Here is a 12,717-nt window from a genome sequence, read left to right on the forward strand (position 1 = left end):
TCCTTAGATTCTATACATTTACAATCTTTACACCAAGACACGCAGGAATTGCTTCAAGCTCATTAATTGCCTCATTTGGCACATCTGAATCCACAAGAATAACCGCCATTGCCTCTTTATTTTGCCTAGCAAGGCGAAAATCGGCAATATTGACCTTATAATTCCCCAAAATACTTCCAACAAGCCCCACAACGCCCGGCACATCGGTATTTTTGAAAAATATCATCTTGCCCTTTGGCTCAATGTCAAACTGAAATTGGTTAATAGAAGTAATACGCAAATGCCTATCTTCAAATACCGCTCCGCTTAAGCTAATGCTCTCATTTTGTGTGCTAAGCGTGATAGAAATGTGATTTTTATAAGTCTCACTTTGCTTTTTACAAATTGTCTTTAGCTCAATACCCCGCTCTTTAGCCACAAATGGGGCATTGACATAGTTTATCTTATCGCCCAAACTTGCATTTAATGCCCCTACAAGCCCAAAGGTTTGCAACGAATCTGCATACTCGCTTATCTCGCCTTGTGCCTCTATGGCAATGGAAGTAATCACGCCCTTATTTGCCTGCACGGCTAAGAATCCAAGCTTTTGCATAAGCTCAAGATAGGGCTTTACCATTTTTGGCAGCTCATTTTCTTTAACCGGGAGATTAAGTGCATTTGGATAGCTTGAGCCTCTTGCTGCTTCAATGGCAGCTTGTGCGGCTTGAATGGCGATTTGCTCTTGGGATTCTAAAGTATTAGCCCCGATATGTGGCGTTACATACACATTTGGCAGATTAAGCAAGGCATTATCAATAGCCGGTTCTTTGTCAAACACATCAATTCCAGCCCATTTAATCTTGCCAGATTCTAATCCCGCATACAAATCCTTTTCATTATATAGCCCACCCCTAGCACAATTTATTAAAATCACGCCATCTTTCATTTTTTCAATTTGCTTGGAGGTAATCATATTTTTTGTTTCAGCATTTTTAGGCGTGTGGATTGTGATAATATCACAGGAGAGAATCTCATCAAAATTTGTCGTGTAATTGACACCTAAATCCGTAGCCTTTGAAGGCAGGATATAAGGATCATACGCTAAGACTTCCATTTCAAAAGCCTTCGCCCTAATACTTACGCGACTACCGATATTCCCAAAGCCGATGATTCCTAGCTTTTTACCTTTGAGTTCAATACCATACCAATCTTCACGCTTCCATTTTCTTTCATTCTTAAGCTGTGTGTTGGCTCCGGGGAAGTTACGCACAGCGTTAATCAAATGTGCCATTGTAAGCTCTACTGCCGCAATAGTATTTGCCGTAGGCACATTCATCACAACAATACCCTTGCGTGAGCAGCCATCAATATCCACATTATCTACGCCCACACCAGCACGCACAACTGCCCGTATCTGCCCAGAAGATTCTAAAAACTTCTCATCAACATCAGTTGAACTTCGCGTAATCACAACATCAGCATTTGCGATTTTACCAAGTAGCTCATCTTTTGGAATAAAAGCGAGATTCTCCATTTCAACATCATTTTGAGCCAAAAGCAAATCAAGGCCACTTTGATGAATATGATCACACACAATGATTTTATACTTCATAACACACTCCTTTTGTTTTGATTACTGCACACTGAAACTAAGACGATAGTATTTTAAATCCGTCAAAAGCTTTTCATACATAGCCTCATCTGTCAAAAATACCATAAGCTTAAGGTTATCTCCTGACTTATAATAGGCAGATTCTATATTGTTTTGTCGCAACACTTGCTTCACACAAGCAAATTTATACTCATCTAAATCATTAATGCTAATTGAAGAAGGCATACCGCGTTTAGAATCTGCATCCGCAAAATCAAACCGCACACTTAGCTCCGTAGCTGGATACGCATAAGGCAACTCGTCACTATCAGTCAGTGAGCTAAGCCAACTTTCATCTTGCTTCATCTCATTTGTGCTAGTCTTTGGAAACTCAACAGGTTGAGTTTGAGGGTTTGGGGCAACAGAGATTCTATCAAAATACAACACACCATAAATTGCCCCACTCAAAACCGCTAAAAGCCCTGCAATAAATGCTAGCTTTTTCATTGCCTATTTATCTCCTAAAGGCGATTTTTAAGCTTATCGCCAAGTGTAATTTTCTCTTCAGCATTAAAAGCCTTGAGCGTTTCCTTTTCTTTTTGTCGCTCAAGTCGCTTGATAGACGCTCTTACTTTGTTATTCTCTTCATCAATATGAGTGATAACACACTCTATCTCTTGCCCTGAAACAATCTCATCTTTTTTAAGCGGATAAATATCATCATTGCGGATAAGGGCTTCCATCTCATCAATCTTCACAAACACGCCAAAATCTTTCACATCAATGACTTTTGCATTTACAACATCATCAACCTTATGCGTTTTTGCAAACTCTTTAGCCGGAGAATGATCTAGAAGTTTTTTAGAGAGAGAGATACGCTCATTTTCCTTATCAATCTTAATGATTTTTACCTCAATCTCATCGCCAACTTTAAATTCATTCTTACATTTTAACTCTTTATCCCAAAACGCATCTTCATTATGCAATAATCCATCAACGCCATCAAGCTTTACAAAAGCTCCAAAATCAGTTAGCGTAGCGATTTTACCCTTGATAACCTCGCCCACTTGGTGCGTTTTGGCAAACTTAGCAAAAGGCTTATCAAGCAAACGCTTCAATGACACACGCAGTCTTTTACTCTCTGTGTCAATCTCAATAATCTCAACATCAATCTCTTGTCCCACGCTCAAATATTGCGAAGGGTGCTTGATATTCTTATCCCAAGAAATTTCAGAGATATGCAAGAATCCTTCAATATCATTTCCCAAATCTACAAATGCCCCATACGCTTCAATATTGCTTACACTCACCTTAATCGCATAGCCTACTTCAAGCTCTTTTTCTATCTCTTTCCAAGGGTCATCACCTAAGGCTTTCATAGAGAGTGAAAGTCTGCGTTTTTTCTCATCATAGCCTAGCACTTTGACAACAACAGCATCGCCCTCTTTAAAGTTCTTTGCCGGATTCACAGGTCCCTTATGGCTAAGCTCTGTGTAATGCACCAATCCCTCAATCCCACCAATATCAACAAAAATACCAAAAGGAGCAATCTTAGCCACTACGCCATTTTGCACACCATCATTTTCAAGGAACTTACTACTCATATTTTGACGATTCACATCATCAAGCTCAAAAAATCTCTTGCGTGAAACCACAATAGAATTATTCTCTTTATCAAGATTCACAATCGCTACTTTGTAAGTTTTACCAATAGCCTTATCATCTTCGCGCACAGCAGAATCTCGGCGTGGCATAAACACATCTACACCATCATATTCCAAAATAAAGCCACCCTTATTTTTCTTAATAACTTTTGCTTCAATGACTTTATCCTTATAATCATCTGCTAACTCCGCGATTTTCTCAACAATCTTGCGCATTTTCAACGCCTTTTTATAAGACGCACTTGGTCTGCCTCGCCCAGAAGTTACAAATACCTCAATCTTATCGCCCTTGTTAAAAAGCAGTTTTCCATTCTCATCTTGAATCTCACTTAGTCGCAGCGAAGCCTCTATCTTTTCATTCGGCACAGCCACCATAGCATATTCATCATTTATCGCTACAATCTCGCCTGTCTGCATTGCTCCACTTACAACCCTACGCTCACTTGCCTCAAGCATAGCCGCAAAATCTTCTTCGCCTTCCAAGACTACATTATCCAAATTTACTAACATTGACGCCCTTTACCTTTTTAAAATTAAAATCCGCTTATTCTACCAAAGCAAACCTTGCCATAGCTTAAGAATGGCATTGTGTTATAAAAGATTCTTAAATTTGTTCTATTTTTGCCACAACATTTTGAATAATCCAATCCGGAGTAGAAGCTCCCGCACTCACTCCACATAGTTTCTTATTTTCAAACCACGCCCTTTCTAACTCATTTTCATCTTCTACCAAATAGCTATTCTCACAATATTTTTGTGCGATTTTTAAAAGCTGCTTTGTGTTTGAGGAGTTTTTCCCCCCAACGATAATCATCACATCTACTTCTCTGCTTAGTTCATCAACCGCAGATTGATTATCAAAAGTCGCATTGCAAATAGTATTAAACACGCGGCATTCATTCACTTTTGTTGCTAAAAACGCCGTAATCTCGCCAAAAAGCTTAGGTTGCTTTGTTGTTTGGGATACAAGGGCTACTTTTTTCTTAAACTTCACATTTTCTAGCTCTTCCACACTCCCTGCGATAATCACATCTTCACCATAACTCGCCACACCCATTACTTCTGGGTGATTACTATCGCCAAAAATCACAATTTGATAGCCCTCATTTGACATCTTTTCCACAATATTTTGTGGCTTTGTTACAAAGGGGCAGGTTGCATCAACGATATGAATCTGCTGATTTTTTAAAGTCTCTAAATCACCCTTTGTAATGCCGTGCGTACGGACAATGATACTTTGAAATTGTTGAGCTTGATTTAAAGTTTCACTTAAACTTACATTAAAATCTTTCTGCAGTCGCTCTATCTCTTTGGCATTATGAATAAGCGGACCAAAAGTCGTGGCGTGTTTGTTTTTTTCAGCAATATTAATAGCTCTTTTTACACCAAAACAAAATCCGTATTTTTTCGCAAGTTTTACTTCCATTATATATTCTCCACATCAGTAATTTGCCCTAAAAGCTCTAAAAAATTTGGAAATGACACATCAATACAAGCACTATCTTCAATCTCCCCGCCACACACAAGCTGGGCGATAGCAAAACTCATCGCAATGCGATGATCGCCAAAAGAGCTAACTCTAGCTCTTTTTAACTCCCCACCATTCACACTAAAGCCATCTTCAAATTCCTCACATTCTATTCCCATAGCACGCAAATTTGTAATAGTAGCTAGGATTCTATCACTCTCTTTTACCCTTAGCTCCTTAGCATTCCGCACTTCACTCCGCCCCTTTGCTAAAGCAAAACACACACCAAGAGCTGGAAGCTCATCAATAAGCCACGCGATATTTTTATCCACTTGAACTGCTTGTAATCGCCCCCCTTGCACTTCAATATCGCCAATCTCTTCATATAGTGAGCTTCTCACATTATAGCTCACTTTTGCCCCCATAGATTCTAGAATCTTAAAAGCCTCAATGCGCGTTTTATTGAGCAACACATTTTTTAACAGCACCTTTGATTCTAGCACACACGCCGCCACAGCGAAGAAAAACGCACTTGAAGGATCGGCTGGGACTTCAAGCTTAAAAGATTCTAATTTTTTACAAGAGCCTTCAAACTCCACCTCATAGCCATCCACCGCATTTGTCCCGCTTTGAATCTCACGCCCTTGTATTTTCACACCCATACCTTTGAGCATATTCTCCGTGTGATTGCGACTTAAAAGCGGCTCATAGAATCTGCATTTACCCTCTGTGCGTAATCCGGCTAAAATCATCGCACTTTTGACTTGAGCTGAAGCAATTTTGCTTTGATAATTAAAACTTTTTAACCTTGCTCCTTGTATGCTTAAAGGAGCGTATTTATTCTGCTCTCTCCCCCTAATATCCGCCCCAATGGCACTTAAAGGCTCAATCACTCTCCCCATAGGGCGTGCATTTAAATACTCATCACCGCTTAAGACAAAATGCCCCTTTACTCCGCTTAAAAGCCCCACATACATCCGCATTCCTGTCCCTGCATTACCACAATCAAGCACTTGCTTTGGCTCTTGCAACCCTCCTTTTGGCGGGGTAAGGTGAAGTATATCCCCCCTTTTTTCCACCACAAGCCCTAGATTCTTAGCAATCTCTAAAGTATGCAGCGTATCCTCCCCTTCTAAAAATCCCTTTATCTCACAAGGCGCATTTGCCAAAAGGGCAAACATCGCCCCACGATGCGAGATTGACTTATCCGTGGCAATACTATCAAATTCTAGCTCAAATCTCTTTGCCACTGCAATTTTTGTAATACGCATATATTCCCCTTAGATTCTAGATTCTATATTTTTCAGCCCATTTTTATCACATCAGCACACGCTTGAAAGCGTCTTTGCCAAGCCACCAAGCGAGGTTTCTTTATATTTGCGATTCATATCCTTGCCGGTTTGATACATTGTAGAGATAATCTCATCAAGCCCCACAATCGGCTTAGAAGTCCTACCCATCGCAATCCGCACCGCACTAATAGCCTTAATCGCCCCAAAGGCATTCCGTTCAATACAAGGCACTTGCACAAGCCCACCTACAGGATCGCAAGTCAGCCCCAAATGATGCTCCATAGCAATCTCCGCAGCATTACACGCCTTATTTGCATCTGCTCCAAGGGTTGTTGCCATAGCGGCTGCTGCCATAGAACTAGCCGAGCCAATCTCCGCTTGACACCCAGCTTCCGCACCGCTAATTGACGCATTCCTTTTATACAATGAGCCAATCAGCATAGCAGAGAGCAAAAAATCTTCAATCAATTTGTCATTAAAGCCTATGGTATGATTTTTAAGATATAAAATGACAGCAGGTATCACCGCACAAGCCCCATTTGTCGGTGCGGTAACAACCTTGCCCCCCGCAGCATTCTCTTCAGCAATAGCAATAGCATACAATGAAACATAATCAATAATCCCAAAAGGATCAGTCGTTGGTTTTAATCGCTCACTTAGCCCCTTTGCCCTGCGGTGTAAGTGTATTTTGCCGGGTAATTCTAAACTTTGTGGATTGCACCCACGATGATAAGAATCTTCCATCACCCCCCAAATCTCTTGGCAATAGCGTGAGATATGCTCTTGTGTGTGAAACTGCAACTCATACTCTAGCGATATTTGAGCGAGATTCTTATTTTTCTTTTCACAAAGCTCCAATAAATGTGAAGCATTATCAATCTCTAAGGCAAAGTGAGATTCTGCTCTAATCCCCCCTTGTAAATGAGACTCTAGCTCATCTTGTGTAGCGACAAATCCACCACCTGTGGAATAATACACTTGAGATTCTATAATCTTAGCATTTTCATCAAAAGCGGTGATTTTTAGGGCATTTTCGTGGAGTGGCAAAAACTCTTGTGAAAAAATCAAATCCTTTTCATAGTTAAAACTTATTTGTTTTTTTCCACACAGATTTAGAATCTGCCCCTGTAAGCAGTCATTTATGATCTTATGCTGAAGCTCTGCGGTGATAGTTTGTGCTTTTAAATCGCTTAAGCCCCAAAGGATAGCCTTATCACTCAAATGCCCCCTGCCTGTCAATGACAAAGAGCCATAAAGAATAATCTCCACTCTTTTTACAGATTCTCTTTTAGAATCTACTCGCTCACAAAATAAATTCCCAGCCAACATCGGTCCAAGTGTATGAGAGCTTGAAGGACCTACACCGATTTTGAAAATGCTAAGATTGCTCATATTGCCACCCTTTAGAAGATGCTAGATTCTAAAAAATCCAAAATGTCTACTGTGGAAGTATTTTTAGATAATTTCAAGGGTTGTGCAGATTCTTGTGCGAGAAGTTTATTGAGATATATGCAGTGGCAAAGCCACACTCGTGCGAAGCACTAGTCCAAACCTGCAAAATCCACACTTGCAAAATGACGACGCACAAGAATCAAACTCCCTTGAAAGCACTAAAAAGACAATGCAGATTCTACTTTCTGCTGTTTCCACGCATTATAACAATATAAAGTTTAGTTTTTGGCAATTTTAACAAAAAAGGTTTTTGTCTCTTGTGAATCTTGTAATTCAATGCTTCCATTATGTGCTACCACTATCTGCTGACACAACGCCAAGCCAAGCCCATTGCCCTTTAGCTTTGTTGTTTTAAATGGCTCAAACAAAATATTTTTATCTTTAATCCCCACGCCATTATCACTGATACTAAAGCACCAAAAATCACTCTCATCGCTAAAAGTAATACTCACTTGCCCTGCTTCACACTCCCCCGCTTCAATAGCATCAATGGCATTTGATAAGAAATTTTGTAGCACAATACTTAATAAATCAAAATCCGCTAGAATCTCACTCACATCGCCATCACAAAGCTTAAAGCTAAACTCAATAGGCTTTGAATAAGTATAATACCCAACACTATCATATAAATCAGATTCAAAATCAATCAGAGCGTGAATCTGCCTATTTGGATTCACACCTTTTGTAAAAAGCAAAGTCGCATTGATGAGTCGCTCCACTCGCCAAAGTGCCTTTTTCATCTCAAACACAAGCGGTTTTATCTGCTCATCACCCCTTTTAAGTAGGCTTGAAGTCAAGAGTGAGATTGAACCGATTGGATTGCGTATCTCGTGTGCTAGATGTGCGGAGACTTGCCCCATAGAGGCTAGTCGCTCTTGTCGCTTTTGGTTAGTGATATGTGTCGCACTCATCACTTGTTTATCATTTTTTCTATTATTTTGTAAGAGATAAAACTGCCCTTCAAATTCCACCTCGTGTTCGCCTTCTTGCAGGTTGATAATACTTGGTAGCATTGATTTTAGCTTATTTGCGTGCTCATTTTGATAAAACACACTCTTATCAGATTCTAGCACCCACACCGCTTGAGGTATCAGCTCTAAAACCCACTCATACAAGGCTTTTAACGCATTAAAATCACTTTGAAGCTTTTTAAACTCCTGCTCTGTGCCATAGGTGCTTTGTATGAGTGTGGCTAAAGATTCAAGCAGGACACTTTTATCATCACTGCTTAAATGCTGTAAAATCTCTGGGCTTATGATATTTTGATTATCCATAAGGATTCTTTACTCCATTAGTTAGTTTTGTGGTGGGATTTGGCTTTACCTTGCCTTGATTTTGCTGCTCTTTTAGGAAGTTAAAAAGTAGCTCACTATACCCAAAGCTCCCGCTTAGCTCTTGGCTTAAGTTATCAATATACATTGAGTGGTAAATATCACTCCCAGCCTGTTTAGGATAAAGTGTATCATCATTTTTTATCGCTTGTTCTAACATAATCTTTAAAAGCAAAGATTCAAAATTATCTGTCTGCTCCCTTAGTTTCGCGTCCTCCCCTTGTAAATCCGCTGAATCTACACGCAATTTATTAGAATCTTTAGCTTTGTGAAAATTCATTAACGCCATAGAAGTATCTACATTCATTTTTTCACTCCTTATATCATTTTAAAACTTGATTTCAGCCTTTAGCTTCAAATCTTACATCACTTCAATATCCGCACGCAATGCACCGGATTTTTTAATATTTTCAAGGATAGAGATGATATTTTTAGGTGTCGCACCCATTTTTTGTAAAGCCTTAACAACGCTTGAAACCGTGGGCTTTGTGCCATTTACACTAGCGATTGTGCCTTGGGACTTACTCATTAAAATATCATTATCTAGCTTTGTCGCCTCTGGATCTTCTAAAATCTCATCAGAGATTTTAATCGTAATATCGCCGTGCGTTACCACCACAGGATCAATACTAATGCCAACTCCCGCTACAATCGTGCCGGTTTTCTCATCTATAATGATTTTTTCCTTGCGTGAGTAGTCTATCTCTACTTCTTCCACAAGGGCTAGAAACTCCACCATACTAAGATTCTCTGGCTTTTTAAGTTTGATAGTCCTTGCATCCACAGCCACCGCTATCGCATCAGAAAACACGCTATTAAGCGTTTGCTGAATCTTTATGGCATTTTGTAAATGTGAGCTTTTAAGGCTTAGAGTGGCATTTTCTTGATTATAAAGATTATAGTTTATCTCACGCTCCACACTCGCCCCACCTATGATTCTACCCGATAATACACTCCCACTTTCTCCCATTGTGATATTGCCTTGAGCTAGAGCATAGATATTGCCATCAACTCCGGTAAGGGGTGTCATCACAAGTGTGCCACCGCTAATAGATTTCGCATCACCGATGGAAGAGACTAAAATATCAAGCTTATCGCCCTGCCGTGCAAAAGGTGGCAAAGAAGCCGTTACCATAACCGCGGCGACATTTTTAGACTTAATATCATTTGCTGAAAGCTTGACATTGACACTTTCCAGCATATTGGCAATACTTTGCATTGTGAATTTTGATCCGCTCTTATCGCCTGTACCATTTAGCCCTATCACAAGCCCATAGCCTACAAGGCTATTATCTCTAATGCCGACAACTTGGGCGATTTGGCTTATTTTTTGCCCATATAGAGCGGAGATTCCAAACATCAGCCAAAAGGCTATAAGAACGAGTCTTATCTTGCTTAGTTTTACTTGGTTTAACCTTTGATTTAGCCTAAATTGACTTAGCTCAACCTGTCTCATTTCGCGTCCTTGCTACTTAAGATTCTATACACTTTTGCATATTTTGCGAGATTTTAAAGCAATTTGCATTCCTAGAATCTAGATTCTTTCGGATTTTAATCATTTATATTGCTTTCTTGCTGTGTTTTCTTTTTTTTATTTGAATCTGCATTTACATTGTGTATATAATATCGCTAAGTAAAAACAAAAAGGAGATAAGAAAATGAGTTGGTTAGAGACTTTATTTTTAGCAGATGTGTTGAACAGTGATAAGAAGACTGCACAAAAAAAAGATTAGAGCTTTTGTGTGGGTGTTTTTTGGTTTGATAGGATTTTTTCTTGTAGCAACCTTTCTAATGATGCCTTCATCTTCGGAAGCAAAGAGATAGGAAGCTTTAGAAATTATTTTTAGAGAACATAATTATGCCTAAAACACTGCAAGATGGCATTAAAACAGAAAATATGGATAAAGCAATTAGTGAGGAAATAGCCCTTTTAAAGGAGAAGCAAAATCCTCTATATGAGGACTTGATTTTGATGCAAGAAAACTACCACAAATTTCTTGCAAATAATGGTAAGCTGTGTGAAGAACACAAAAACACTCAGTCTAACAACAAGTATCTCGAGGGGCTTGATGACATAAAGCAGCAAACAAAAAATGACAAAGTTTCTGTATGGCAAATTAAAAATCCTTATCATATATCTATCCAATCAATGATTGATATTTCACAAGGAAAGAATGCGGAATTAGAGTTGCCATCACTAGAAACAATTAAGGAATGTGTCAAACAAAACTAAAACGCTTTCCCCATTCCACCAGTTTTATTTGCACCAATAACAAGCCCACCTTGTTTATTTCTTTTCATTAGTCCATTAGCTTGGGCTGATAAGCTTAAATCAAAACAGATAAAATCTTTGCTACTATCTGCATAAAACCACAAAATATTTTTTAGGATTCTATTAAGGCTTGAAGTAAAAGAAATGGTCGGAGTAGCGGGATTCAAACCCACGACCTCACCCACCCCAAGGGTGCGCGCTAATCAGGCTGCGCTATACTCCGCCAAAAGAAGCAAAGGCGACATTATATCAAATTTTGTTAATATACCTAAACAGACTGATACATTTAAGCAATTAAACAACGCTGTGTAGAATCTACCTAAATCAATAATCGCACATAGTTTTGGGAGTAAAAAAGTAACTCTTTTTTGATATTTGTAAAGTATTTTTTAACCAAACATACTGATTTTTAGAATCTATACACTACAATCGCATACAAATTACAACAACAAAAAGGAACAAGATGAGTCATTCCGTCTTTGAACATCCATATTTTGGCGTTTTTGTGCTGTTTGTGCTGACAAGTGTTGCTTTTACACTCACACTAAGACTGCAACGCATTATCTCAAGAAAAATGGCAAAAAAGGATAGGGAAAAGCTCAAACTCTCAACCTACGAGTGCGGTCCTACCCCAAATAAGCAGCAAAATAGAATCTCCACGCACTTTTTTATCCTTGCCCTGCTTTTTATCCTTTTTGATATTGAAGTGATTTTTATGATTCCTTGGGCGATAGATTTTAAATATTTCACATACATTGGGCTTGGGAATTTTGTGTTTTTTGAAATGTTAAGCTTTATTGCCTTTTTGGTTGTAGGATTTATCTACGCGTGGAAGAAAGGAGCGTTATCGTGGCAGAGCATCAAGTAAATTATACACAAAGTGCGGGACTTCCCATCGCCCTTAGCAGTGTGGATAAGCTACTGAATTGGGGGAGAAGCAATTCACTTTGGGGGCTTACTTATGGCTTGGCGTGCTGTGCGATTGAGATGATGGCGACAGGTGGCAGCCGCTTTGATTTAGATAGATTTGGGACAATCTTTCGTGCTTCGCCTAGACAGGCGGATTTGATGATTGTATCAGGGACGGTAACAAAAAAACACGCCGAGTTTGTCCGCCGACTTTACGACCAAATGCCCGAGCCAAAGTGGGTCATCTCTATGGGGAGCTGTGCCAATACGGGCGGAATGTTTAATACTTATTCAACCGTTCAAGGGGTGGATAGGATTATCCCCGTTGATATTTACCTGCCCGGCTGTGCGCCTAGAAGAGTAAAATATATAATCAGGGGGCAAAATGTTTTGGACATTATTTTTAATTTATTTGGCTGATATTTCTGATTTTATCAAGTCTGTGGCTGGTTGGGGGGCTATTGTATTTGGGATACTCACAATCGGTGGATTTGGAAACGCAAGTGAGGGAAAAGGCAGTTGGGTTATGGCATTTATCTGCCTGCCTCTTGCAGTTTTATTAACTTCTGTGTGGTTTTTTATGCCAAGCAAGAACTTCTTTTACATCGCCGCAGGGATATATACAGGCAATGAAATGCTCACCAACGAAAAAGCAAGTAATATATTAGATAAAAGCTACAAGCTGCTTGATACAAAACTTGATGAGCTATTAGAGCGGCAAGAAGCCAAGAAAAAAGATTAGATTCATATGAGTAGATT

General features: G+C 39.4%; 14 protein-coding genes and 1 tRNA gene. 4 read left to right on the forward strand and 11 right to left on the reverse strand.

Going from position 1 to position 12,717, the window contains the following annotated elements; translation table 11 throughout:
* Window positions 1-10: 10 nt before the first annotated feature.
* The 9 genes from serA to HCN_RS06480 all read right to left on the reverse strand — a co-directional run bounded on the left by serA (window position 11) and on the right by HCN_RS06480 (window position 10,152).
* Window positions 11-1,591 carry a phosphoglycerate dehydrogenase gene (gene serA / locus HCN_RS06440; protein ID WP_014666939.1) on the reverse strand — a complete coding sequence of 527 codons (1,581 nt, stop codon included), beginning with the start codon at window positions 1,589-1,591 and terminating at the stop codon, window positions 11-13.
* A gap of 21 nt (window positions 1,592-1,612) precedes the next feature.
* A complete protein-coding gene (locus HCN_RS06445) occupies window positions 1,613-2,077 on the reverse strand; it encodes a hypothetical protein (RefSeq protein ID WP_014666940.1) in 465 nt (154 codons plus the stop codon).
* Window positions 2,078-2,091: 14 nt separating this feature from the next.
* Entirely contained in the window at window positions 2,092-3,744 is a 1,653-nt protein-coding gene (locus HCN_RS06450; RefSeq protein WP_014666941.1) for a 30S ribosomal protein S1, read from the reverse strand.
* Between the two features lie 94 nt (window positions 3,745-3,838).
* The gene (locus tag HCN_RS06455; protein ID WP_002956337.1) at window positions 3,839-4,660 is read right to left on the reverse strand and encodes a 4-hydroxy-3-methylbut-2-enyl diphosphate reductase; all 822 of its coding nucleotides are present in this window, start codon (window positions 4,658-4,660) and stop codon (window positions 3,839-3,841) included.
* Complete coding sequence (gene aroA / locus HCN_RS06460) at window positions 4,660-5,973, reverse strand: 3-phosphoshikimate 1-carboxyvinyltransferase (RefSeq protein WP_014666942.1); 1,314 nt, start codon at window positions 5,971-5,973, stop codon at window positions 4,660-4,662. The genes HCN_RS06455 and aroA overlap by 1 nt, the downstream gene beginning before the upstream one ends.
* A gap of 51 nt (window positions 5,974-6,024) precedes the next feature.
* Complete coding sequence (locus HCN_RS06465; RefSeq protein ID WP_002956335.1) at window positions 6,025-7,386, reverse strand: L-serine ammonia-lyase; 1,362 nt, start codon at window positions 7,384-7,386, stop codon at window positions 6,025-6,027.
* 278 nt (window positions 7,387-7,664) lie between these two features.
* Window positions 7,665-8,720, reverse strand: a complete 1,056-nt coding sequence (locus tag HCN_RS06470) for a sensor histidine kinase (protein ID WP_002956332.1) — start codon at window positions 8,718-8,720, stop codon at window positions 7,665-7,667.
* Complete coding sequence (locus HCN_RS06475) at window positions 8,713-9,084, reverse strand: hypothetical protein (protein ID WP_002956331.1); 372 nt, start codon at window positions 9,082-9,084, stop codon at window positions 8,713-8,715. The genes HCN_RS06470 and HCN_RS06475 overlap by 8 nt, the downstream gene beginning before the upstream one ends.
* Before the next feature lie 54 nt (window positions 9,085-9,138).
* Window positions 9,139-10,152, reverse strand: a complete 1,014-nt coding sequence (locus tag HCN_RS06480; RefSeq protein ID WP_172583201.1) for a flagellar basal body P-ring protein FlgI — start codon at window positions 10,150-10,152, stop codon at window positions 9,139-9,141.
* Window positions 10,153-10,635: 483 nt separating this feature from the next.
* Between HCN_RS06480 and HCN_RS11990 the strand changes: the two genes are divergently transcribed.
* Window positions 10,636-11,010, forward strand: a complete 375-nt coding sequence (locus HCN_RS11990; protein WP_014666944.1) for a hypothetical protein — start codon at window positions 10,636-10,638, stop codon at window positions 11,008-11,010.
* Here HCN_RS11990 and HCN_RS11015 read toward each other — a convergent pair.
* Window positions 11,007-11,222, reverse strand: coding sequence for a hypothetical protein (locus HCN_RS11015; protein ID WP_230197905.1), 216 nt, complete (start codon window positions 11,220-11,222; stop codon window positions 11,007-11,009). The genes HCN_RS11990 and HCN_RS11015 overlap by 4 nt on opposite strands.
* Window positions 11,195-11,272, reverse strand: a tRNA-Pro gene (locus tag HCN_RS06495). Before HCN_RS06495 ends, HCN_RS11015 begins: the two co-directional genes overlap by 28 nt.
* Window positions 11,273-11,512: 240 nt before the next feature.
* Between HCN_RS06495 and HCN_RS06500 the strand changes: the two genes are divergently transcribed.
* Genes HCN_RS06500 through HCN_RS06510 form a run of 3 tightly spaced genes read left to right on the forward strand, consistent with a single transcriptional unit; the run spans window position 11,513 to window position 12,700 of the window.
* Window positions 11,513-11,917 carry an NAD(P)H-quinone oxidoreductase subunit 3 gene (locus tag HCN_RS06500; protein WP_014666945.1) on the forward strand — a complete coding sequence of 135 codons (405 nt, stop codon included), beginning with the start codon at window positions 11,513-11,515 and terminating at the stop codon, window positions 11,915-11,917.
* Window positions 11,899-12,378 (forward strand): NuoB/complex I 20 kDa subunit family protein, encoded by a 480-nt coding sequence (locus HCN_RS06505; RefSeq protein WP_014666946.1) that lies wholly within the window; start codon window positions 11,899-11,901, stop codon window positions 12,376-12,378. Before HCN_RS06500 ends, HCN_RS06505 begins: the two co-directional genes overlap by 19 nt.
* Window positions 12,344-12,700 (forward strand): hypothetical protein, encoded by a 357-nt coding sequence (locus tag HCN_RS06510; RefSeq protein ID WP_014666947.1) that lies wholly within the window; start codon window positions 12,344-12,346, stop codon window positions 12,698-12,700. The genes HCN_RS06505 and HCN_RS06510 overlap by 35 nt, the downstream gene beginning before the upstream one ends.
* The last annotated feature ends 17 nt before the right edge of the window (window positions 12,701-12,717 follow it).

Source organism: Helicobacter cinaedi PAGU611 (genome assembly GCF_000284635.1).
In the GTDB taxonomy this organism is placed as follows: domain Bacteria; phylum Campylobacterota; class Campylobacteria; order Campylobacterales; family Helicobacteraceae; genus Helicobacter_C; species Helicobacter_C cinaedi.